Origin of the sequence: Bartonella sp. AA81SXKL (assembly GCF_042196945.1) — a bacterium.
Lineage (GTDB): Bacteria > Pseudomonadota > Alphaproteobacteria > Rhizobiales > Rhizobiaceae > Bartonella.
On record NZ_JBHIRH010000001.1, the window covers coordinates 255,144 to 280,049 of the forward strand.

Annotated in this window: 19 protein-coding genes and 1 tRNA gene; 5 read left to right on the forward strand and 15 right to left on the reverse strand. The window is 38.0% G+C overall.

What is annotated here, in order from left to right:
- Positions 1-314 precede the first annotated feature (314 nt).
- The 3 genes from ACFINZ_RS01175 to ACFINZ_RS01185 form a co-directional block, all read right to left on the reverse strand.
- Complete coding sequence (locus ACFINZ_RS01175) at positions 315-1,061, reverse strand: glutamine amidotransferase (protein ID WP_375606037.1); 747 nt, start codon at positions 1,059-1,061, stop codon at positions 315-317.
- A gap of 146 nt (positions 1,062-1,207) precedes the next feature.
- Positions 1,208-2,767 carry a heme biosynthesis protein HemY gene (locus ACFINZ_RS01180; RefSeq protein ID WP_375636560.1) on the reverse strand — a complete coding sequence of 520 codons (1,560 nt, stop codon included), beginning with the start codon at positions 2,765-2,767 and terminating at the stop codon, positions 1,208-1,210.
- Positions 2,768-2,778: 11 nt separating this feature from the next.
- The gene (locus tag ACFINZ_RS01185; protein ID WP_375683927.1) at positions 2,779-3,963 is read right to left on the reverse strand and encodes a COG4223 family protein; all 1,185 of its coding nucleotides are present in this window, start codon (positions 3,961-3,963) and stop codon (positions 2,779-2,781) included.
- Between the two features lie 306 nt (positions 3,964-4,269).
- Here ACFINZ_RS01185 and tsaD point away from each other — a divergent pair, with 306 nt between their 5' ends.
- The 3 genes from tsaD (at position 4,270) to ACFINZ_RS01200 (ending at position 7,982) form a co-directional block, all read left to right on the forward strand.
- Positions 4,270-5,364 carry a tRNA (adenosine(37)-N6)-threonylcarbamoyltransferase complex transferase subunit TsaD gene (tsaD, locus tag ACFINZ_RS01190; protein ID WP_375683926.1) on the forward strand — a complete coding sequence of 365 codons (1,095 nt, stop codon included), beginning with the start codon at positions 4,270-4,272 and terminating at the stop codon, positions 5,362-5,364.
- 596 nt (positions 5,365-5,960) lie between these two features.
- Complete coding sequence (locus tag ACFINZ_RS01195; protein WP_375634332.1) at positions 5,961-6,395, forward strand: EVE domain-containing protein; 435 nt, start codon at positions 5,961-5,963, stop codon at positions 6,393-6,395.
- A 906-nt stretch (positions 6,396-7,301) separates the two neighbouring features.
- The gene (locus ACFINZ_RS01200; protein ID WP_375701121.1) at positions 7,302-7,982 is read left to right on the forward strand and encodes a response regulator transcription factor; all 681 of its coding nucleotides are present in this window, start codon (positions 7,302-7,304) and stop codon (positions 7,980-7,982) included.
- A 912-nt stretch (positions 7,983-8,894) separates the two neighbouring features.
- Here ACFINZ_RS01200 and ACFINZ_RS01205 read toward each other — a convergent pair.
- The 5 genes from ACFINZ_RS01205 to argH form a co-directional block, all read right to left on the reverse strand.
- Positions 8,895-9,665, reverse strand: a complete 771-nt coding sequence (locus tag ACFINZ_RS01205) for a class I SAM-dependent methyltransferase (RefSeq protein ID WP_375632423.1) — start codon at positions 9,663-9,665, stop codon at positions 8,895-8,897.
- Between the two features lie 222 nt (positions 9,666-9,887).
- Entirely contained in the window at positions 9,888-12,317 is a 2,430-nt protein-coding gene (locus ACFINZ_RS01210) for a TIGR02302 family protein (protein WP_375676947.1), read from the reverse strand.
- 126 nt (positions 12,318-12,443) lie between these two features.
- Positions 12,444-13,724 (reverse strand): diaminopimelate decarboxylase, encoded by a 1,281-nt coding sequence (gene lysA / locus ACFINZ_RS01215; protein WP_375634328.1) that lies wholly within the window; start codon positions 13,722-13,724, stop codon positions 12,444-12,446.
- Between the two features lie 8 nt (positions 13,725-13,732).
- Complete coding sequence (locus ACFINZ_RS01220) at positions 13,733-13,912, reverse strand: LPS translocon maturation chaperone LptM (RefSeq protein ID WP_375618333.1); 180 nt, start codon at positions 13,910-13,912, stop codon at positions 13,733-13,735.
- A gap of 51 nt (positions 13,913-13,963) precedes the next feature.
- Positions 13,964-15,364 carry an argininosuccinate lyase gene (argH, locus tag ACFINZ_RS01225; protein ID WP_375633603.1) on the reverse strand — a complete coding sequence of 467 codons (1,401 nt, stop codon included), beginning with the start codon at positions 15,362-15,364 and terminating at the stop codon, positions 13,964-13,966.
- Between the two features lie 32 nt (positions 15,365-15,396).
- Between argH and ACFINZ_RS01230 the strand changes: the two genes are divergently transcribed.
- A complete protein-coding gene (locus ACFINZ_RS01230; protein ID WP_375634325.1) occupies positions 15,397-16,092 on the forward strand; it encodes a TlpA disulfide reductase family protein in 696 nt (231 codons plus the stop codon).
- Between the two features lie 2 nt (positions 16,093-16,094).
- Here the strand turns inward: ACFINZ_RS01230 and ACFINZ_RS01235 are convergent, their stop codons facing one another.
- The 7 genes from ACFINZ_RS01235 to ACFINZ_RS01265 form a co-directional block, all read right to left on the reverse strand.
- Positions 16,095-16,571 carry a YaiI/YqxD family protein gene (locus ACFINZ_RS01235; protein WP_375618336.1) on the reverse strand — a complete coding sequence of 159 codons (477 nt, stop codon included), beginning with the start codon at positions 16,569-16,571 and terminating at the stop codon, positions 16,095-16,097.
- A gap of 30 nt (positions 16,572-16,601) precedes the next feature.
- Positions 16,602-17,456, reverse strand: coding sequence for a YihY/virulence factor BrkB family protein (locus ACFINZ_RS01240; RefSeq protein ID WP_375633605.1), 855 nt, complete (start codon positions 17,454-17,456; stop codon positions 16,602-16,604).
- Between the two features lie 410 nt (positions 17,457-17,866).
- Positions 17,867-18,796, reverse strand: coding sequence for a prephenate/arogenate dehydrogenase family protein (locus ACFINZ_RS01245; RefSeq protein WP_375634321.1), 930 nt, complete (start codon positions 18,794-18,796; stop codon positions 17,867-17,869).
- Positions 18,797-20,752: 1,956 nt separating this feature from the next.
- Positions 20,753-21,793: a DNA polymerase III subunit delta gene (holA, locus tag ACFINZ_RS01250; protein WP_375633607.1), complete on the reverse strand. Its 1,041-nt coding sequence runs from the start codon at positions 21,791-21,793 to the stop codon at positions 20,753-20,755.
- A gap of 4 nt (positions 21,794-21,797) precedes the next feature.
- Positions 21,798-22,592, reverse strand: a complete 795-nt coding sequence (locus ACFINZ_RS01255; RefSeq protein WP_375618340.1) for an ABC transporter ATP-binding protein — start codon at positions 22,590-22,592, stop codon at positions 21,798-21,800.
- Positions 22,585-23,481 (reverse strand): ABC transporter permease, encoded by an 897-nt coding sequence (locus ACFINZ_RS01260; RefSeq protein ID WP_375636565.1) that lies wholly within the window; start codon positions 23,479-23,481, stop codon positions 22,585-22,587. Before ACFINZ_RS01260 ends, ACFINZ_RS01255 begins: the two co-directional genes overlap by 8 nt.
- A 62-nt stretch (positions 23,482-23,543) precedes the next feature.
- Positions 23,544-24,521 carry an ABC transporter substrate-binding protein gene (locus ACFINZ_RS01265; protein ID WP_375633609.1) on the reverse strand — a complete coding sequence of 326 codons (978 nt, stop codon included), beginning with the start codon at positions 24,519-24,521 and terminating at the stop codon, positions 23,544-23,546.
- 186 nt (positions 24,522-24,707) lie between these two features.
- On the opposite strand from ACFINZ_RS01265, the gene ACFINZ_RS01270 reads away from it, so the two are divergent.
- Positions 24,708-24,782, forward strand: a tRNA-Gly gene (locus tag ACFINZ_RS01270).
- Positions 24,783-24,906: the final 124 nt, after the last annotated feature.

The window sequence follows — 24,906 nt, forward strand, 5'->3', positions numbered from 1 at the left end:
TTTCTTAACGATAAAGCCATTGAGCCCCCTCTTTACGCTTATGGAGGCCCCAAAGCCAGCACCATCATTATATTTGGCTACCCCCCAAATGTTGCGACAGCCCTTGGCACTTAAGACAGTTCATAAGAAGCATTTTTAGTCTTTTCTTATACAGTTTTTGCCCACACGCCAGCCCCACTTGTGACATGCAAGCAAGAAGTTTTTATTGAGTCAACATACACAGGTTTGGAATGAGAAAACCTTACTATATTCGGGGTTCTCATTCAATATACAAAACCGTGAATTACCTATATAAATCAATGCTTTGTCAACAATCACACAAGTACGGGCGGTGTACAAAAAATCTGGTGTAATGCGCTTTCAAACCATTGGCTCAAAGCTCGATCATAGATTAAACGACCTTTCAAATGTGCACAAGCAGGTTGAGCACCTTTTTCAGTCAATTTATGTGCCGAACGCACGACCAAACGCCGCATCATAGCGCGTGTAAATTCAGCATGAAACTGCAAGCCCCATGCATTGTTTCCATAACGAAAAGCTTGTGTAGGATATGTATTCCCTGTTGCCAAAAGCATTGCCTCTTTCGGTAAATCATAAATACCTTCATCATGGAAATGGTAGACCATCTCTGGCCAATTCATCAATTCCTTCCCTTGTGGGGTTGCTTCTAGTGGATACCAGCCGACTTCAACAGTCCCATCACTTCTTGTACCAACGCGCCCCCCTAGATTTCGCGCTAACATTTGTGCTCCAAGACAAATACCCAAAAAAGGCTTATTTTCCTTTAGTGATAACGAAATCCAATCAATTTCCTCACCAATATAGGCTTCGCTGTCATTCACACTCATCGGTCCCCCTAAAATAACAACGCCGGCATAATGCTCTAATGTATCAGGGAGTTTTTGTCCAAAAATAGGACGATAAATATCAAGAACAAAACCATTTTGTTGTAAAAATTTTCCCAAACGACCAGTATAGGTAGAGCGCCGATGAATAACGACAGCAATCCTTGGTTTGTTATTTTTTTGTTTTTTATCAAGACATCTCTGATTTAAAAACATTTTTTAACCAATCACCTCTGCTACCAAGCAAAACTTTATTTTTAAAACATAAGAGAATAATTTTATTGGATAAGACTAACGATATTTTTTCTTCTAGGTCAATTGTTTCTTCTGAGAAAACATTCGTATTATCACATTGGTGCAATTTAAAATAAACGAAATTTTTTCCTCGATAAAGATGTTTCTTCTTCTGTTTTAACCCCTGGATCATCAACATTTAAGTGAGTTTGACTGAACATTTTTACATCTTTTTCTTTTATATCTTGTTTCTCCACCTGCGCATTATGCAAAAGAGAATCATCTATAGGTGTTAATTTTTCAAGCTTCTTATCTCCAACATCATCACTTTTTCCCATAACATACTCTTTGTCTTGCCTTTTCGACACAATATTGTCCGCCTCTAATGTGAGAGAAGGCATACAAGGAGGCGCCTTCCATTCAAAACAGCCCAAACGTCCACTGATTGGAGAAACCGCTGACCAAGAAGAAAAAATGGACCCATCACACATCCACACTGGATCACGTTCAGCACGAAGTGCTAAAGAAAGCCATTGACGCACAGCACCTTGATTGTTTCCCTGTGCCTCTTCAATATCTGCCAACAATAAATAAACACTTTCCCGTGGATGACATTGTAATGCTTTTTGTGCCTTCTCTCTTGCTAATGCTGTTTCACCAGCATCCAAAGCTGCTTTAGCAATAAGGAAAGCCGACTCAAATGCATCTTTATTATAAGAAGCAAGTGTCTTAGCCCTTTTCAATCGCCCAATGGCTCCTTCTTCTCTTTCAAGATAAAGCGGTCCCAAATCAGGATGAGGCTCCTTTTGCCAAGCCGCTATAATCATTTTATCCGCTTTACGCGTTTCGTTTAATTTATAAAGAATATCAGCAGCAATAACTATTATTGGAACAAAATCAGGCGCCAATTTATGGGCTTTCAAAATAGCTTCACGTGCTTGTACAGGATGTGTATCAAACAAAGAAAGTGCCTGCCCACTTAGTAGTAAAACCTGTATATGCTGCCGCTCTGGAGTCGCGCGAATAGAACGCGGGAGAGCTTTTTGCGTTCTTTCAAAAATAGTAAGTGCCTTATCCCATTTACCCTCAGTACTTAACCGATCAAGCACCGCCTGATGCGCCCATAAAAGTGCTGGCGATAAAGTCAGTGCCTCTTCGGCATATTGTTGTGCTGCCTCATAAGCTTTACTCTTCATCGCTTCACGAAACAAACCATAAAGTCCAACCAGTTTTGTCGGATCTTCCTTTCTCATCTCTTCATAAAGTCCGATGGCGCGAACAGAGTCATTTTGTAAAGACAAGGTTTGCGCTTGTAAGAGTTTTACCAATGGCTCTTGTTTTCCTGCAAGATATTTAGCAACCCGTGCTTCCATTTTTTGCGCAACCATACTATCACCAGCAAAAGTTGCAAGAATCCCCTTTGAAAGAGCTTTGTAACCACGCTTTTGATGGCGTTTATAAAAATAATTGGAAAGAGCACTCGGTATGGAAAAAAAGAAAGACAATAACCACCATAAAAGCACCAGCGTTACAAAAAACAAAATAAGCACACTTAACACTGTAAGCAATGAAGCAGAAAATCTGAAATGCAAAAATGTGAGAACAAAAATACCATTGTGATTAGCAACCCACGTGAAAGCTAAACCGAGGATACAAACAACAAAAATATAAATAAAAACACGTATCATCTTGGGCCTATTTACATCTTTGTTGCTTTAAAAGATCCTTGTTGCACAGACAATAACAATTGCTGCAACAACTGTTGAATAGCAATATGTCTTTCAAGCTGCTTAACAAAATCCATTGAAACATCTTTTGCACTTTGGGGCAATGATTGCCATTCGCTCAAAGCCTTTTCGTAATCACCAGCTTGAATGGCAACTTCCATGCGTGCCGCAATAGCCCCCAGCGTTGTCCCTTCAACATTTCCAATCGGTCGCGAAACAATGAGCCCTTTTATCCACGCTAAAATTCGGTCAAAAAAACCAGCATCTGACGCAACAAGATTTTGCGTACCAACAATTGCATCAGCAACATGAGCAAAATCAACTGAAAGTTGTGCTGAACTTGGAAGACCCACAGTAGCTGTTTTTTGCAACACATCAAGTCCATTAATCGAAGGCGATAATTGCCGCAACAGCTTTAATTCATTATTATAAGATCCACCACGCTCTACAGCATTTTTTAATGAACTAATTGCAGTAAAGAGCGCGGTATCTATTTCTTTTTTCTCACTATTTTTAACAGCAGTTTCTTCCTGTAGTGCTTCTAACTGTTGTTTTAACGCAGAAAAATTATTTGCATTGCTCTGCCCAACAGACAAAGCCGTCTCTATATCTTTCGACTTTCTAACAAAAGTTTGTACAGTTTCTTCAAGAGCTTTTACTTTTTCCTCTAAAATCGCAAAAGCTTTTTTGCTTTCTTCTTTCGATAGTTCATCATTTTTCGTTGTTTTAAACTGTTGTGATGAAAAAGAAGAAAACTCTGTTTTTAACGTATCAATTTCTTGAAAGACCCGCCTCAATTGTTCCTTTGTGTCTTCACCTTGACTTTTTGCGGCTTCAGCAATCTGCAACGCTTTTTCTCCTCCAGCAGAATTTTCCACAAAAGGAGAAGGAAAAAAACCAGCCCATTGAAGCCCCATAAAAATTCCCAAAGCAATGAATCCCCCCAAAATCCCAGAAAGGGATAAGAAAAGCCAAGTTGTACTAGAGATACTTTTATCCTGACCTTGCATATTCTGTTTTTCTCGCGCCTGAGCTTCTACAGAATTATGGATTTTTTCCTCTGAATCATGGGGAACAGCTTCATGTTCAATAACTGGTTTCTTACGGCGCGTACCAACATAATGTGGTTTAACTTTTGGTTTTGAAGAATCGACCATCTCTGTCACTTTTCGTGCACACTTTTTTTAATGATAAAATAATAAAATGAAAAAAGTTTTAAAAATGCAGCTTTTCTCAATAATATTTACAATTATCGCCTTTAATAGACAAGTTTTAAAAAAAAATTGCATTTTATACTCGAAAATACAGCTTTATTTTTTAATCAACGATATCATAAAATTCAAAGAAAATGCCAAAACACATATTTTTCATAGAAAAAACAATTCTAAGAGAAATACTTTGCATCTTTTTCTGTTCATGGTACGCACGCAGGAAAGAAGCTTCAATATAAGGTTTTGTTTAAAATGCGTCTGCTGGGAATAGAAACAAGTTGTGATGAAACGGCAGCGGCTGTCATTGAATATAACAATGAATCAAACAGCCGAATTCTTTCCAATGTTGTTTGGAGTCAAATTGATCACCATGCACCTTACGGCGGTGTTGTTCCTGAAATTGCTGCTCGTGCCCATGTTGAAGTTCTTGATCATTTAATTCTACAAGCACTAACAGAAGCAAACACAAAATTAAAAGATATTGATGGCATTGCAGCCACCAGTGGACCTGGTTTGATAGGAGGACTGTTGGTAGGGGTTATGAGCGCAAAAGCACTCTCTCTTGCTACTGGAAAACCATTTATTGCCGTAAATCACTTAGAGGGACATGCTTTAACAGCTGTGTTGACGCACAATGTCAACTTTCCTTATTTATTACTTTTAGTTTCAGGTGGCCATACACAAACAATCCTTGTTCATGGAGTAGGTAACTACCAGCGTTTAGGAACCACCATTGATGATGCATTAGGAGAAGCCTTTGATAAAACAGCAAAACTTTTAGGTCTTCCTTATCCTGGTGGACCAGCACTTGAAAAAGCAGCTTTATTTGGTGATAAAAATCGCATCCCTCTTCCACGACCTTTAAAAGGTGAAAAACGGTTAGACTTTTCTTTTTCAGGACTCAAAACTGCTGTTCGACAAGCCGCAACAGCCATAGCTCCCCTTACAGAAAATGATATTGCTGACATTGCCGCAAGTTTTCAAGCCGCCGTGACCGATACAATACATGATCGTATTCACCTAGCCCTACAACACTTTGCCCACCAATATCCTCTCTCTCATGATCAAGAAAAGCGTTCTCCTGCTTTGGTTGTCGCAGGCGGTGTTGCCGCAAACCAAGCCATTCGCTCTACGTTGCAAGAACTTGCCCATCAACATGGTTTTGAATTTATAGCCCCTCCTCTTTCCTTGTGTACCGATAATGCTGCAATGATTGCTTTTGCCGGTGCACAAAAACTCGTACGAGGAGAAACAAACTCTCTTGACATTGCACCCCGCTCACGCTGGCCATTAGATGAAAAAGCCCCGCCCTTGATCGGGATGGGACGCCGTGGAACAAAAGTATAATAAAATTGACGTCCTACACACATCTTAAAGAACGAAGATTTCTACTCAATCCGGTCTATAGATAGTCCGAATTCTCTATCGAGCAGATTCCACCTGCTTCCCACTCACACAATTCACTTAACCCAAAGATCGACACGTAAACCTAAATATTCACCACACATTCTTAAAAACTTCATGTTTCAAAAAACTGCCTTATATCATTACACTTCAAATGACGGTATTTTACAGCATAATAAGATCTACTCTCTCCCACGAAGCATAGATATGAATGCCATTCGTTGACCTCATCATCTTTGATCATTTATTCGTTTCATTGTCATTGTAATCTTAAAGCTTTTTAGAACCAATTTTCTTAATTTTTTCCAACAAACTCTTATAGTAACCGCATTTCAAACCATAGCTGAAAAGATAAGCAAAGAGCAAAATACTTTTATACAACATGAAATATCAATGGAGCGTGTCTCTCTACTACACATTATTTTGAAACAAGAAAAAATAGATAATAGTCGTTCTTTACCCCATTTTAAAAATCATCGTTGATGGTATTACAAAGATGCTTATAAAAATGCATAACAGTCTATGAAAAAGGAGAACTCATGGCTTATTGGCTTTTTAAATCTGAACCCCATAAATGGTCATGGGAGATGCAAAAGAAAAAAGGAGCTGATGGCGAACAATGGGATGGTGTACGCAATTATCAAGCCCGTAACAATATGCGCGCTATGAAATATGGTGATAAAGGTTTTTTTTATCATTCAAATAAAGGTTTAGAAATTGTAGGAATTGTAGAAATATGTGCTGAAGCGCACCCTGATTCTACAAGCTCTGATCCACGCTGGGAATGTGTGGACATCCGTGCACTTTGTGACATGCCAACACCTGTTTCATTAAAACAAATTAAAGCCAATCCCAAACTAGCAAATATGGTGCTGGTCAAAGCCAGCCGCTTATCAGTGCAACCCGTAACAGAAGATGAATGGAAAGAAGTCTGTTTAATGGGCAACCTTAAGGAGGAAATGCTTTTATCTTAAAACAATAATTTTTATTCATTAACTCATATAAAAAGATGCTTCATAGCGCAGAAGAATAAGCTCAACACATCCTTCTGTTGAGGTATTCTCATGCTAAATGCATAAATATGATATTTTTCTTTGTCATTTTTTATCCTGCACTCTTTCTCAATACAGTCTCCTTCCAAATTACACAAAAAACCTCTTTATGATGCATCTTTTCGGCATTGCTAAAGGCAAAGCTTGCTCAACGATTATAATAAGCAACACCACGAACATAACACACAATCCCCTTCGCACACAAATGCAACAAAAAAACAAAACTGAACGTGGATAAAAACAATAAAAACGATCGTGAAGTTCTCCTAAACAGTGCATATGTGCTAAGTGTTGCACAATTCTCTTCACGCTTAAAAAACGCATCATATTGCGTGTTCATTGTTTTGCATGTTGGACGAGTGCGCCTCATACCGCAGGATTCTCTCATTCCCAACCTGTTTTATATTGAATCAATCAAAAGCTATTGGCTTGCACATTCTAAGCGGAGAAAGTCCCATATAGATAAAAAACGTGAAAGAAAGCACTAAAAATTCCTCCTATGAATCGTCTCAAGTGCCAAGGACTGTCCGCAACACCCACGAGCTGGCAAAGTGAATGATAGTGCTAGCTTGTTTCTCCATAAGCGTAAAGATGATGACACTCAATAGCTAAAACACGTTCTAGAACATAAAAAACGCTTCCAACCAATACGTAAAATACTCTGCAGACGGAATACCTTCTTTTCAGCAAGCAACCATTAGAAATTATAAAAGTTTATTTTTTAGAAGCGTTCTTTTTTAATTTTCTTCTTTTAATTTTTCTTGCATGAAATCTCATTTTTCATGAAACTATATCAATCAGTGCATCAATATGCCTATAAGGAAAAACATGAACCACTATACTCTTTTAATCGTTGAAGACGATGATCTACGCCCCATTTTAGTAGAACAATTGCAAATGCATCAAGAGTTTAAAATTTTCCAAGCAAAAACAGCAGAAGCGGGAATGAGAATAATCCAAGAAGAAAATATTGATCTCACTATTTTGGGATTTCAACTTCCTGATCTTGATGGCTACAAAGCCGTTAAACAATTACGCACCCAAGAATTTCGTGCCCCCATTATCATGATAACAAATTATGATACAGACTGTGATAATATTTTAGATCTTGAAACAGGCGCCAATGATTATGTAACAAAACCCTTTCGCTTTGCGGTGTTATTAGCGAGAATTCGAGCACAGTTGCGCCAATATGAACAAAATGAAGACGCAACCTTTCATATTGGTCCCTATACTTTTAAACTAAGACAAAAACTTCTTCTTGATCAATGCAACAATAAAATCTGTCTCACAGAAAAAGAAGCAGCGATTCTTAAATGTCTCTATTATGCCAATGATAAAATTGTCAGCCGTGAAACATTGTTAGAACAAGTTTGGGGTTATAATGAAAATATTGTCACTCATACTTTAGAAACCCATATCTATCGTTTGCGACAAAAAATCGAAAAAGATCCCTCCAATGCACAAATTCTCATGACAGATCAAAATGGTTATCGTTTAAATCTTTAATTCGAGATTTACTGTTTCAAAAATAATTTTAATATCCTAAATAAAAACAGAAACGAGATGAAAAAACCTTCACGTATAATTCGAATGCTATTACATATACATAGAACTTACTCTTATCTGTACTCTTATGACAAAATATATAACATTATGAATAAAAAACGAAATATTCCAACATGAGAACCAGAAACAAAAATGCTTTCAACCCTCACGATATACTTTGTAACTTCTGTTTCACATGCTTTTGTTCTTTCTAAAGTTTTTAATATGTTTCGCATATAAATAATCGTGATATCTTTTAGCAACATTCTTGATCATAACTATCATCTTTAGATGAGTGCTATTTATGATTATTTTTTCAGAAAAACCGCTCCACGCACTGCTTTATCTCATATTCACTAGCCTAAATTGAGAGATGTTTTTTATCTTTATAGTTTTCTTCTATTCTTTATGATTTTATCTCCTCTTAAGAGGTTATATAATTAATGATATAACGCTAAATGTTTATCCTAACGATAAAGCCACTGAGCACCACCATCTTTACGTTTATAAAAGAATAAGCCAGCACCATCACACACTTATGTTAGATCTCGATGTTGCAGAGGAGCCCTTGATACTTGAGATGGTTCATAAGAAGCATTTTAATCCTTCCTTGTACAGTTTTTAACCACCATAAACCATATTATGCAAGATCCCTTGGACTCTGCTATTTTTACGAAGATACCAGCATTTTTTTCTTTTAAAATGTTTCCACTATTCGTGAAATATGGTTCGGTATATAGATACTTGAGATTTTTATTCACATACCAATTCCACATATTAATGTACAAAAGAATATTTTTAAATTGTAAATGCAAAAAATTGAAATAAGAGAATCCTTCTATACTTGCGGTTCTTATGACAATGACAAAATGATTAATTATCTTTATAAATTAAAATATTTCTTGTCTGTGGCGATAAAGCAGGAATAAAAATACGTCGCGACTGACGACGCTGTACGAGCAAACCCTGATAAACACGTTTTTGTGCCTGACACATTAAGAGTCCACCAAAATAAGGCAAAAGATAGCGAGCAAATGGCTCGTAAAAAAATGAGAACAACCGCGAAAAATACCCCGTAGAGGGCATATAGTGTACAATTTCTTGTATTGGCCCAGAAACAAAATTTGTTTTTTCGAACAAACGAGTAATTTGTTGCCGACTATAGGGTTCGCCATAACCAAAGGGCGTAGTAATATTGCGCGCCCAAAAGCCAGAGCGATTAGGTACAATAACGATCAAGTGGCCATTAGGTGCTAAAACACGCCATATTTCATTCAACGTTTCAAATGAATTTTCTGTATATTCTAATGCATGTACTAATAAAATACAGTCAACTGACGCATCAGGAAGCGGCAAATCTTCTTCAAAAACAAGCGCTGTAGCAACTTGCTCAGAACAAGGCCAAGGCGAAACACCCTGAGCAGCAGGCATAAAAGCAAAACATTGTTGGGCACGTTCACGCAATGTAGAAAGATAAGGAAGTGCATAACCCAATCCCATAATCCGTTTATCCGTAAGATCAGGCCACCATAAATTCAATTGGTCACACAGCGTCTTTTGCACACGTAGTCCAAGTGCAGAAGCATAAAAATCTTTCAGCGTAACGATATCCAACTCAACATACCATGTAGAAACAAATTTCAAACATTACAGATTTTCATATACCAAACCTATATGGACTTCTGCTTTTTTTCCGCAATAGCGAACATTTCAATATTGCATATTTTAAACTTAAATGATTAAAAAATCAGTACAACAGGATGATTATTGCCTTACAAGCACTTTAATCATTTTTTTGGAGATAAACCCCATAGAGATTCTTCATACACTGTTTTTGACATCAATTAAGAAAAAAACCAACACTGGTTAATTAAAATGAAGCAATCTTTCAAGATAGTTTTTTTCTTCTTCTGAAAGATGCTCTTTACCAAGACGTTTGCGAATTTCATCCAAAATCTGCCGCGTACGCATTTGATCACTTTCTTGTGGTAGTGCCTCGCCTTCTTGTTCTTCATCTGTTTTTGAAGAAAGTGGACGTCCTAACGGATCTTTAGGACCAGAATCAGCATTTTGCTCATCTCCCGTTTCTTTAAGTGTTTCGCGCATTTTTTTCAAAACATTTTGTGCACCTTGCCTCAAAGATTCCAAAGCATCAGACTGATTTTGTATAGATACCTGATGATTTCCATTATCAAGCGCATTTTCCGCAGAATTCATTTTTTCTTCTGCCCTTTTCAATGCGCCCCCTGTTTCAAATCCTCGTTCTGATAATTCTTTTTCTAATGTTGATAATTCAGATTGCAATTCAGCTTGACGTTTTTTTAAAGATTTTTTTTGTGTTTCCGGTATATTTTCTCCGCGTTTTTGTTCCATCTCTAACTGATGTGTTTCATTGAGAATTTCTTGCTGACGACGCATTAAATCTCCAAGCTGGTCCATCTTTTCTTTCATTTGTGCAGATTGGCTTTTTTCTCCCTCATTTTGATTGCCTTTTTGCACATGCAAATGATCAAGCGTCTGTTCAACTTCCGCCAAGAGTTGTTCAGCTGCTAAAGAAGAGCCTGTTTTAGCCATTTCCTCAATTAAATTTAGCTTTTCTTGTAATGTAGCTTCAGAAAGATTAGGACTTTTTGAGCTTTTAGAATTTTTAGAAACTTGACTATCCGGTGCTTTTTCAGCCAAAGCACGAATATACTCATCCATAGCTTGACGTAAATCTGCCATAAGCCGTTCAATTTCTGCCGCTGAAGCACCGTAACGCAATGCATCACGTAAAGCAGCTTGTGCTTGTTTTAACTTTTTTTGCACGGATTCAAGTTGATTGCCTTCAATACCCAAAGCAATTTGCCATAAATAATCCACCACATCGCGCAAATCCTCGTCTGTTTGTGCTAAAGAAAGTCTTGTCCACGCACTTTGTAGAACAATAAAATGCGATGCATTTTGCAACCCCTTTTCTGGACGCACAAGCAAAGCAGAAAGCATATCAAGTACCCGCTCTCGCGCTAAAGGATTAAGAGCTAATAAACGACGCAGTTCAACCACTGCGCGTGCAACAGGATTCGAAAAAACACACTGTGGTAATATCATAACAAAAGTTTTGCTACGCCCTTTCTGCCCCGCACCATCTTCTGCCACCAAAGTAATTTTGACTTGCGAACCCGCCCATGGATGCGCTGATATATCCTGCACCATTCGCATTTTCCCCTTTCCACCACGCGGAAGAAGAAGCTCTATTTCCGGAGCATTATAAAGAGAAGAAGCACTTTTATTCTGAGGAAGAAAAGGCTCTATTTCAACAAAAGCCTTTGTCACACCATAATCATCATCCACCACATATCGTAACTCCAATGATCCTGTTAAAATCCTCCCTGGTTTTTCCAACCAATGAATTGTTGGAAGCGTGTCCTTAATTATCTGCAAGTGCCATTGCTGTTTTTTACGACGTGATGATACAAATAAATTTATTGAATGCTTTAAATGTGTTTCAAAATGAACAATTGGATCATTCAAAGCTGTTTGTTCCGTTTTCTCTGAAAACGAAACTTCCCTCCCATCTTCTACAGATTTTGCTTTTACTGTAATGCCAGCCCCATTGACAACACGCACAACAACATTACTCCCTTCAGGGATTTCTAGTTGTGTTTTCTCATCTTTTGTCAAATAAATCGGTGCCACACCGGTATAAGCAGGTGGTGTTACCCAAGCATCAATCCGCATGAGTTTTTCATCAACGACAGGACGAAAATCAAAGGCATCAGCCAAACGCCCCCCTTGTGAACCAAAAGAAAAACTAAAAGCGCACACAAAAAGAAGAGCACACAAAGCCCTTAAAGCCAAAGGATCATAATCCGCACTATTAAGAGAGATAAATCCCGTTTTTAAATGGTATAATTGCTTTGCCATTCGGCGTTGATGTTCACGCCAAATAACAGCACTAAAATCTTCATCATTTTCAGAACATAAACGATCTGTCTGAATATTCAAAGGCTGATGTCTAAGATCATTGACGCGTTCAAGGCGGCAATTTACTTCCCGCATTGTGGGAAACCGAAAACGAATAAGAAAAAATAAACTCGCCCCAGCACAAATAAGTATAACCCCAAGTAAGAGCAAATGTGACCAATAGCCCCAAATACCAAAAAGTCCCAACCAGCTAAACGAACAAAAGAGACTAAGAACGAGGAAAAATGGCAACAACCGTACCCACATCCGTTCAAATGAAAGGATCCCCCACATCAAAATGCGCACACACAAAAGCTTCATTGCAAAACCTTTGATGTTTTTATTTTTCATAAACAAGCATTTATCCCCTTTTATCGTGGTGCATTAAGATCATAAACCCCATACAAAACAATTTCTAGAAAATAAATTGTTTCATCAAAGTTTAGTAAAAATAAGACCCAAAATATTTAATAATGCTCAATCTAATTTGGGCTCAATCCAATCTGGAATATGATCACAGCCTATCAATTGTGCATAATCAAGGCGTGGACGAATGACTGCATAACGCGTATCCTGAACCAGAACTTCCGGCACCAAAAGTCGACTATTATAAGTGCTTGCCATCACTGCGCCATAAGCCCCTGCTCCTGTTAACATCAAAACATCACCCGCTTTCAACACTGGTAAAGAACGTTCCAAGCCTAAATAATCACCAGTTTCACAAATAGGACCAACAATATCAGCATTAATCAGAGGGGCATCTACTGGTGTTTTTTTCACTGGCATTACATTTTGCCACGCATCATAAAGCGTTGGACGCATGAAATCATTCATCGCCGCATCAACAATAACAAAATTTCGTCCTTCCCCCTTTTTTAAATACACAACCGATGTTACCAATACACCGGCTTCACCAACAATACTACGCCCAGGTTCTAGGATAATATTGATCCCTAAAGGCGCAATATGTTTCTTTACCAGTGCTGCATACTCAAAAGGAGAAGGTACTGGATGCTGCTCATAACCATAAGGAATACCAAGCCCACCCCCAATATCGATATGGGTTATCGCATAACCATTATTCCATAATTGACGCACAAAATCTGCAACAATAACAAATGCATCTTCAAACGGTTTTAAATCACAAATTTGACTGCCAATATGGAGATCAACACCACACACATGAAGACCGGGCAATTGGGCTGCTTTTTTATATGCATCACCCGCCAAAGACAGTGGAATACCAAATTTATTCTCAGACTTACCTGTTGTAATTTTCTTGTGAGTCTTAGCATCCACATCAGGATTAATGCGTAAAGAAATACGAGCCGTTTTTGAAAGCGCAGCAGCCCGCGCCGATAATTGTTCAAGTTCTGGCTCTGATTCAACGTTAAAACAATAAATATCTTGTGCAAGAGCAAAATCTATTTCTCTCACTGTTTTACCAACACCAGAATAAACAATATTCTGCGCAGGAATACCAACAGCAAGTGCACGCCGTAATTCCCCTTCTGAGACCACATCAGCTCCCGCTCCATTGTTAGCTAAAAGTTGTAAAACTGCTTGATTGGAATTCGCTTTAACCGCATAAGCAATTAAACTCGGCATATCATGAAATGCATTCTGATAATCTTTAAAATGTGCAACGATTGCGCTAGCTGAATAACAATAAAAAGGTGTTCCAACTTCCCGCGCAAGTTCCAAAAGAGAAAGACCTTCAGCGTGAAGCACACCCTGATGATAAGAAAAAAAACGCATAAAAATTCCTATTGTATTAACCGATCAAGAATAAAAGGTTTATCTGTTTTGCCTTGAGAAACAAAAGTTCCTTGTGAAGAATTCACTCCTGTTGAAGGAGGTAACTCTAATGACCCTTTACGCCCACACCCAACAATACCCAAGCCCCCCAAAAGGACAATCACCAACCCCTTTAATATAATTTTCATTTGTCCTCTTTCCTCATCTCGATTTCTTTTTTACCTTTAAAATACAATCACTCAAGCGCTCACGAGACGCTTTTTCCAATACGCAATTTGCCGAAGAACCTCTGAAGGCGCTGTTCCTCCAAAGCTTTTACGACTTTCAACAGATTTTTCAACGGTCAAAACATCAAAAAGTGTCGCATTGATATCAGGACAAATTGCTTGAAGTTCATCTAATGATAAATCATGAAGGCGACACTGTTTTTTTTCTGCCAATGCCACAGCACACCCTGTGATGTGATGTGCTTTGCGAAAAGGAATCCCTAAATTGCGTACAAGCCAATCCGCAAAATCTGTAGCTGTTGCATACCCTAAATCCGCTGCTTGTTTCATGGCTTTTTTACTCACTTTCAAATCAGCAATCATCCCTGTCATTGCTGCTAGTGATAATTCCAAACTCAAAGCCCCATCAAACACATATTCCTTATCTTCTTGCATATCCTTTGAATAAGCAAGCGGTAATCCTTTCATCACCGTTAACAATCCCATAAGTGCACCATTCAATCGACCTGCTTTCGCTCGTACTAACTCTGCCGCATCAGGATTTCTCTTTTGTGGCATAATGGAAGACCCTGTTGAAAAAGCATCTGATAAATGAATAAAACAAAACTGTGCACTTGACCAAAGAACAATTTCTTCCGCCAATCGCGAAAGATGTGTTGCACAAAGAGCGCCAGCGCTTAAAAATTCCAATGCAAAGTCACGATCTGAAACACTATCAATTGAATTGCGTGTAGGTTCCCGAAAGCCTAGCGCTTTTGCTGTCATAAAACGGTCAATTGGAAAGCCTGTCCCCGCTAAAGCAGCCGCCCCTAAAGGCGATTCATTCATTCGCTCAACAGCATCACGCATCCGCGATAAATCTCGACCAAACATTTCAACATAAGCCATCATATAATGACCCAATGTTACGGGTTGAGCCAATTGTAAATGCGTAAAGCCTGGCATAAAGGTATCAACATGTTGTTCTGCGCGAATAAGTAATTGCTCTATCAATCCTTTTAAAGCTTGTGCTATTTTTTGCGTTGCTTCACGTACCCACAAGCGAAAATCAACAGCAACTTGATCATTGCGTGAACGCGCCGTATGCAAACGTCCTGCTGCAGGACCAATCAACGCACTCAACCGCGCTTCAATATTCATATGAATATCTTCAAGCTTTCGTGAAAAAACAAATTTACCGTCTTCAATTTCTTGGCGAATAAGTTTCAAACCATGAACAATTTTTTCATAATCTGATTGTGAAATGATTTTCGTTTGCGCTAACATAGCTGCATGAGAAAGAGAACCTTCAATATCTTGTCGATAAAGTTTTTGATCAAAATCAATAGAGGCATTAATTTCTTCCATAATTGCAGCAGGACCTGCCGCAAACCGACCACCCCACATTTGGTTCTTTAACTTCTCATCTGTCATATTCTGAAAACACCCATCCAAAGGACAAAATTATGATTTTTCAAATTTTCATCAGCGAAAAAAACAATAAAAAAAGGCAACTCTCCCTTGCATTCTTTATCATTGCACTGAGTTTATACGCAACCATAAACTACGATACCAAAAGAGAGTTTTTTCTTTTCAATTTCATTTCAGCAGCACAAGCACAAGAAATAAACATTAATAAAGCACGAGCAGAAAAAATGATGGCGATACGAAAAGCAGCAAAAGGCTTTTTTAGCCACATACGATTTGCTGATACGCTCTCAGATATGAACAAACTCTCTTTCAAGGATATTCAAGGAAAAGAGCGCACACTCAGCGAATTTACCGGAAAACCAATGCTGGTCAATCTATGGGCTATTTGGTGTGCACCTTGCCGCACAGAAATGCCTGAACTTGCGCAATTAAAACGTGAATTAGGTGGAGAAAACTTTGATGTCATAGCTATTAATATCGATAAAACTGCTTCTCCTGAAAAAATTCAGCAATTTTTACAGAATCTTCATTCAGATAATTTGCTTTACTATCGCGATGAAACAATGGATATTTTCAACAATGTTAGAAAACAGGGGCTCGCTTTAGGACTCCCCATTACATTGCTCATTGATAAAGAAGGATATCTCATTGCTTCTTTCAATGGTGCAGCTCCATGGGCCAATGACGATGCCAAAGCACTTATAAAAGCAATCATTAAAGAAGCCCTATAACTTTAATAACCGCGTCTTTTTAAACGTTGTATAACAAGATCCAGTGCTGACAAAAAAGCAGAACGGTCTTTACGAGAAAAAGGACGGGGACCACCTATTATACTACCCTGTCCACGCAAATCTTCCATCAAATTGCGCATCGCCAAAGCCTGACCAATTGAATTTACATCAAAAATACGCCCCGTTGGCGAAAGACAAAAGCCCCCAGCTTGCACAACCCGCGCTGCTAAAGGAATATCACTGGTAATAACGATACTTGCCTCATGCACATGTTCTACGATCCAATCATCAGCACCATTGAATTCACCAGCAACGACCACTCTTTCAATGAGTGCTTCATCTGGAAGGGACAAAGAACGATTTGCCACAACAAATGTCTTAAGCTGATAACGATTCATCACACGATAAACTTCATCTTTTACGGGACAAGCATCTGCATCAATCAACAAAGTGATAGCAGGCTTTATTGGGATACTCATACCTTGGCTTTCAAGTAATAATAAACTCTTTCATTCATCTGAATGTTGCAAATCCTTGCGATAAAACATTATCGCCGCGTTTATTTCTCCTCCCAAAATAAAAATTGCACTCAATATGTAGAGAAAAATAATAGCAACCATAATAGATGCCAACCCTGCATAGGTAGAAATATAATCAAACATCGTTAAATATTGCGCAAAAGCGATAGAAGCCATAAACCATATAAACATTGTCACCACTATTCCTGGTAAAATATCTATAAATTTCCGCCGCCCTGCTGGAAGCCATTTATGAACAATCAAAAGACTGATAAACAAAATAATGATTGCAACTGTATAACGCCATACACGAATAGCAGCAATATATTCAGTCATAAAAAAAGAATGATTTTGCATAATTTTGATCAACAAAGGCGCCAGAATCAATAAAAAGCTAATCACAACAAGACCAACAGCTCCAAGGATTACAAAAAACAGACTTTGAAAACGACAAAACAACAAACTCCGTCGATCAGTAACACGGTAAGCTTTATTTAAAGCCGTACGCAAAGCCTCTATCCCATTAGAAGCAAAATAAGCCGCTCCAATGACAGAAAGCGTCAACACACCTCCTCGATGAATGGTTAAAACATTGACAATTTCCTGAGATAAAGGCTCTGCGATAACATCAGGCAATAACTGCACCAGTGCTTTAATTTTTTGCGGTGTATAGGTAAAAGCACCTAGAAAACGAGCAAACGATGTTCCAAAAATAAAAAAAGGGAAAAATGCTAAAAGCCCCGATAGCGCAACATGGCTTGCAAAAGCACTCCCATTATCACGCCAATAATGACTTACTGCGTCACCCAAAATACGATAGCTATACCAAAAGATATTTTTTAACAAAACTCAATACTTTCTGGTAAAACTCTTCCTCAGTCTATTTCAAGTTTTATAAAAATCATCAAAGCTCTGCAAATAAACATTTTGCAATGTTGCAATATAACGGTCAATAATCAATACGGTCAAGCCCGACTTTATACCAAAACAAAAACAATAACCCACTCTATGAAGTTCTACAACAACCTCATTTTTTTGTTACTTCTACAGATCAGTAACCTCTTCTGTACATTATATGCCCTATAGAGAGCTAAGCAAGATGATCGTGCACACATAAAACCTTTTAAAGTCATGGTTATCTGTATCGGAGCAATCGTCACTCTTTTTTATTGCAATCTATGACTGAATAAAGAAAAAACTTCTTATCGATTTCTAGAAAAAACCAACGAAATTCAACAAAAACCCCTTGCTTTTATTCACCCTTTTTTAGAAACACTCTGACGTCCAAAATCAGGAGCATCAATTTCCTGTCCAGCATCAATAATATTGCGACGTACAGCACGCGTACGTGTAAAAAAGTTAAACAGTGTCTCACCATCTCCTAAATGAATTGCCCGTTCTAAAAAAGCAAGCCCCTCACTAAAACGGCTCAACATTTCTAAAATAGCATCCTTATTATGCAAACAAATATCTCGCCACATAACGGGATCAGAAGATGCTAAACGCGTAAAATCACGAAAACCGGAAGCGGAATAAGCAATTACTTCCGAATTTGTTACTTTTTCTAAATCACTCGCTGTCCCAACAGTATTATACGCAATCAAATGGGGTAAATGTGAAACAATAGCCAAAACAAGATCATGATGCTTAGGTTCCATCTTTTCGACACGCGCACCACAAGCTTCCCAAAACGCTGTTAATTGTGCGACAGCAGCAGCATCGCTATCCGCAAAAGGCGTTAAAATACACCAACGATTCATAAATAAATCAGCAAAACCAGCATCCGGTCCTGAATATTCCGTTCCAGCAATTGGATGCCCTGGAATAAAATGAACCGTTTTTGGCAATAAAGGTGCCATTTCCGCAATAACCAACGCTTTCGTAGAACCAACATCACTCACAATCGCTCCAAGTTTTAAATGATCACGAATGGTTTTTGCCACTTCTGCACTAGCCCCAACAGGAACAGAAAGAATAACCAAATCTGCTCCTTCAACAGCTTTTGTATTATCTGTCGTATAAAAGTCCCCAAGCTCCAATTCACGCGCTCTTTTCAGGGTTTCTGGACGACGTGTTGCAATAGAAATCTGAGCCGCAAGATTTTTCTTTTTAATCACTCTTGCTAAAGAAGACCCAATCAGACCGATCCCAATGAGTGCTATTTTTTCAAACTGAATATGGAGCATCTTTCACCTTCAAAGATTCTTTGCAAATGGCAATAAAGACTAATTGTAAAATCACAATTTTCTTGTTTGTTTGTTCAAGAGTTATGCGTAAAACATTAAAAAATGACAACTAGGGAATAAAGAATAACGCAGTTTACCAATTATCACCTGCGCAAGCTGACAACAGATCACTTTACCTAGAAAACACATAAAAAATAAATGACGAGAAATCTAACATCACGCTCTAAAACTCCCTCTTAATTACTGATCAAAGCGCATCACCGAAACAAAATAAAATGCACTCTCAATGAGGATAACAACGACTCTACATAAAATCCCATCAGTTTACTTTATCTTACTAATTTTACTCACAAAAAAACACATCAAAAGCGTAAGCAGACACTAGCTCTTCTCCAATTATCCCGATACGTTCATTAATTTGTACATCAGACCTATATAAAAACGTATTACGCCTCCACCTACAACAACAACATAAGTTTCGCGAATATTGAAAACACCGTAAAACAACGCATACCAAAAGATACCATTAAAAACATTTTCCTCTCCAGATTCCGGATACCATAAATCAAATAAATATGAGAAAAACACGACCTCTCAATAAAGAAAAAGTTTGATAATAAAAACACCGAATATCCCTTTAATGGAATCACACCCCTCACGTAAAACAGAACGCCCTAAATAGAATAGATTTGGATTACAAATTCATGCGTTTGTTTTAAAAAGGCATCTCGCTCTCTAGCCTATCTCACGACAGTGTTCGTAAATGTTATAACTATAAATCTATTAAGCACGACCCTCTTCACACTTAATAAAACACTATCATTATATTTTCCTACCCCCAATGTTGCAAAAAACCTTGGAATTTGAGAGCATTCATAAGAGGCATTTTAGTGCTTTCTTGCACAGTTTTTATCCACACGCCCCCACTTATGACGTGCAAAAGACATTGTTCTGATTGATTCAATATGAAAAATAATAAATTATTAATAATAAACAATGGCTAGCTCTGTTTATGAGACACATTCATTGCTAAGATAATCATCTCTATATCAAACATAAAAGTTTCCCCATAGGTGTTGTCATTTTCATCATAATCTATTTTGACTTTCTCCTCATCCCACGAAGATTCTTAATTCATACCAATCTGCAAATAATTCATTTTCTTGTCTAAAAGATTCCTCTGGCTCACTATTTTATGTGATTCAATTAATCTATAATACATTGATTTATAAAAATAATACTTTTTTCAATTTGAATCATAACTTCGAATACTGTAAAATTCTTCCATCACAAACCCTCTTATCAATTAAAATCTCTTGTCTACACATCACAAGAAGACATGTGAGCAAAAATGATGAAAAACGCTTTCTAATGCTAAAAACTGTAGCAACATTAGAGGCTAGCAAAGTATATAATGAGTGTCGACTTGCACTTTTATTAAGCATAAAGATAGAGTTGCTCTATGGGTTTTATATTCTTCACAAGGAACTTTACTTCTACACCATTCATAAACACCGCCGCAAAATAGATATGACGCGCATTGAAAAATATTTCTAAGAAAGCGTATGAATCTACCATACAAGTGTCTTCTGTTGTTTGAGATACTCTTTTTTACACGGGGGTGTTACTCCATTAAGACTCTATGAACCAACCTAATATTCACCAAATACCCACACAAAAAAACATCGAACACATAAAATTTGATATGGGCCTCGTATCACTACCCTAAAAAACAGTATTTTACGACACAACAAAATAATAAAACTGTTTCAAAATGGCCTTTTGAAAATAAACTATTTCTTTTGAAGAAAAATTTCTATCAAGCTTTCAAGCTCCTAAAATACATCCTCAAAAATACAAGTTCCCTCAACCTCTACTTGATAGCATAACAGTTTTAATTACTGAAAATACCTCTGTGGTATACCAAAAATAAAAAATCATTATATTTCTAGGCTGTTAAGCTGCCATCTGGCGTCGTGCAATAATTGTAAGCCCTAACAAAACTTGACGAATGATAGCTTCGCCCAAAAGTGGATTTTTACGACTGTCTAAAACAGCACTCTGAATTCTTTCCATTGCATAAGAAATTTGTTCTAACTTCCAATATTTTAAAGCTTGTTCAACGATCTTTTTCCGTTGAAAAAAAATGGGAGGACGTGCCTGAGAAACCACCGTAAAAGGTGAATTTCCTTCAACCTCTACCTGATAACGCAATAGCTGTAATTGCTGAAAATGCCTTTGAGCTGTACTCAAAATTAAAAAAAGTGCCCCCTGCACTGCTGCATGTCGGTTAAAATGCGCTTCAAAGCCTGATATATCGCCCAATAAAAGAGCATCAATGACTTCATCTTGAGAAAGAGCACTGACATCGCTTACAACAGCTTTCACATCTTCAAGAGTAATACGAACATTTGCAGCATAAAGACAAAGCTTTTCTAATTCACCTCGTGATACAAGGCGATCCGCCCCTAAACATTCATGCAACCATCTACGTGCATCTAAAGAAAGAGTCTTCTTAAACTGTCCTAAAACCTCATCAATCAAACCGTCAAGAGAACGCATATCATCGGCAAAACAGGGCAAAGCCATCGCTTTTGATGCTGTTTCAACAGCATTGCGCAACCCTGTTCCTTTTTTTAAATCCCCTGCCTCAATGAGAATAAAACAAGCTTCTGGTGGTTTCTCAATTAAAAGCTTTAAGGCAGCAAGAAAACCTTTTTGGTTAGCAGCATTAGAGATCCATATCAAACGATCTCCCCCAAAAAGCGATAACGTACGCGCTTCATTTTCTAAACGTGCAGGATCTTTATCAATTTCAGCAGCATCCAAACGAATTGTCGAAAATGGATCTTCTATTGCTACCCGTGTAAGTTTTGCAAAACATTGTGCACGCTCACAAATAAGACCACGATCTGGCCCATAAATGAGAACAATAGGAAAAGCACGTGAAAAGCGCATTAGAAACTGATCAACTTCATGTGCTTTTTTCTGAGCCACACTATTAATCCATTAACAGTTCATCATCATCAAGAACTTCCCCGCGAACTTTCTGAAACATGCCAATTAAATCATTTACATCCAAGCCCTTACGCTCTTCATGACAGACATCCAAAATCACTTTTCCACCATGCAACATCAAGGTACGATCGCCATAATCAAGAGCCTGACGCATAGAATGAGTCACCATGATAGTCGTTAATTTTTTCTCTTCAACGATTTTTTCAGTCAACCGCATCACAAAATCAGCCATTCCAGGATCAAGCGCTGAGGTATGTTCATCAAGCAATAAAACATCCGCATGTGCTAATGTTGCCATCACAAGACAAACTGCTTGGCGTTGCCCACCTGACAAACTATCCATAGGATTATGAATATATGCTTCAAGACCAATGCCTAATTGAGCAATTTTCTCTCGAAAAAATTGCCGTTTCTCATGATTTAAAGCCGCACGCAAACCACGACGACTTCCTCGAAGAGCAGCAAGAGCCAAATTTTCTTCAATTGTTAAAGAACCACAACTTCCCTCTAAAGAATCTTGAAAAACACAAGCAATCTTTCCAGCGCGTTCACTGACTGATTGCCTAGAAACATTTTGTCCATTGATAACCACTTTCCCCGTTGAGGGAAGCGTTGCACCCGCTAAAACACTGAGCAAAGTTGATTTACCAGCACCATTTGAACCAATAACCGTAACAAAACTACCCTGATCAATTTTCAGGTTAATATCAATTAAAGCCTGTTTTTCCAAAGGTGTTTGCGGTTTAAATGTGACCCCAACATGAAAAAATTCAATCACGTTTATGCCTCCTCCAATAGCGTGGCACAATAAGGGTTAAAACAACCAACAACGAAGTAATCAACTGAAGATCTGTCGACGTATCAATACCAATGCCATTTGCTTCAAATGCAAATTGCACCACCACACGATAAAGTACAGACCCTACAATACAGCTGATTATAATCCAAAAAATATTGCGCGTACGAAAGAGAGTTTCACCAATAATCACGGCTGCCAATCCAAAAACAATTGTTCCAATTCCACCGGTAATATCTGTTGCAATCGCAGTTTGAATATAAAGAGAACCACCAAGTGCCACACACGCATTGGAAAGCCCCATTCCAAAATATATCAATGCTGATGTATGAACACCTTGCGCCGTCGCCATGCGTGGATTAGCGCCCATTGCACGCATAGCAAGACCAATCTCACTTTCCAAAAAGCGCCAAATCAAAAACGCCATAACGAGCAACACAATACCAACGAAAAGAGGACGCACAAAAATATCAGACAAACCAAACAGATTATAAAAGGGCGTTAACGCCGTATCAGCAAGAGCTAAATTAACATTAGACCCTCCCATAATTCCCATAATACGAAGATTAACCGTATAAAGTGCCGACATTGTTAAAATAGAAGCTAAAAGATTCAAAATACCAAAATGCAAACTCAACAGAGCGGTTAATAAACCAGCTACCATGCCTGCACAAAAAGCACATGCCATAGCTGTCCATGCATTAAAACCTAAAAGAATCAAGACGCCACAGACACAAGACCCAAGAAGAAATGAGCCATCAACTGTTAAATCAGGAAAGTCCAAAACGCGAAAAGAGAGATAAACCCCTATAGCCACAAACGCATAAATAAGACCTAATTCTACAGCGCCAGAAAACGCAAATATATTCATGTAAAGACAATCCCCATGAAAACTTAACGTATTTTATTGTATCAACATCCTATCAATGAAAGTCATTGAATCACTTTTGTTGCACGATCAATAACTGCCTGCGGAATAACAATCCCCGCTTTTTTTGCTGCTTTCATATCAATTCGAATGTCATTATTAGCCGCCTGCACAACATCAATATCACCAGGCTTTTCACCCTTTAGAATACGCACAACCAACTTCCCAGCATCAACCCCTACATCATAGAAATTCACACCTTGCGTCATAAAGGGACCGCGTCCAATAGAATTAGCATCAACAGTAAATACAGGAACATTTGCTTCCTGTGAGACCTTTACTGCCCCCTCTAAAACAGAAAGAACCGTATTATCAGCGGGAATAAAAATGATATCTACCTTACCTATTAAAGCCCGTGTTGCCGCCTGAACATCTGAAGGTTTTGGTGCTGATGAAGGAATGATTTCAATTCCAACTTTTTTTGCCGCATCTTTTAACACCTTAAGTGTTGAAACAGAATTTGCTTCAGAAGCATTATAGAGATAACCAATTTTTTTCAAATCTGGTTTTACTTCTTGTAAAAGTTTAACACTTTCTGCAACATCTATACGATCAGAACTCCCCGTCATATTACCGCCAGGTTTGGTAAGCGAAGAAACGATTTTAGCTCCGATAGGATCAGAAATCGCCGCAAAAACGATAGGAATTGTTTTTGTTGCCGCAAGCATCGTTTGTGCTGAAGGCGTGGTAATTGCTACAATAACATCGGGTTTATCACCAACAAATTTACGTGCAATTTGCGTTGCTGTTGAAATATTACCCTGCGCTGATAAAAAGGTAAGTTGAAAATTTTCACCTTGCTTATAACCATTTTCTGTAAGAACATCTTCCACACCTTTACGAACGGCATCCGCAGCAGGATGGACCATAATTTGCGTTATTGCAACTTTAACGCGTTTAACTTGGTCATCTGCCTTTGCAACACTGTTCATCATAAAAACAGTTGCAATGATAATCCCTAATATATTTATTCTCTTCAACATTATATTCCACCCCTCTCCATGCAAAAATTAAAAAAAGAATAATCTATTACTGAAGAATTTTCTAAAATCAATCTTTATTTCATTTTATTTAAACATGGACAAAATAAATCAAACTAAAATGATATTTTTTTGTTGCAATTCGTAGAAGCCTACGCCATACAGACAAGACATATATCGAATCGGTAAGCGGGTGTAGCTCAGGGGTAGAGCACAACCTTGCCAAGGTTGGGGTCGTGGGTTCGAATCCCATCGCCCGCTCCATTGAATTTTGTATTTATTCGTTCTTGTGTGGAGTTATAGTGTAGCTTGTGTAGCTTGCCAGCGTTTTTTGTATATTTTGCCACTAGGTTTTGTACCAATTTATTTTTTCTCAAAGAGTTTTAAA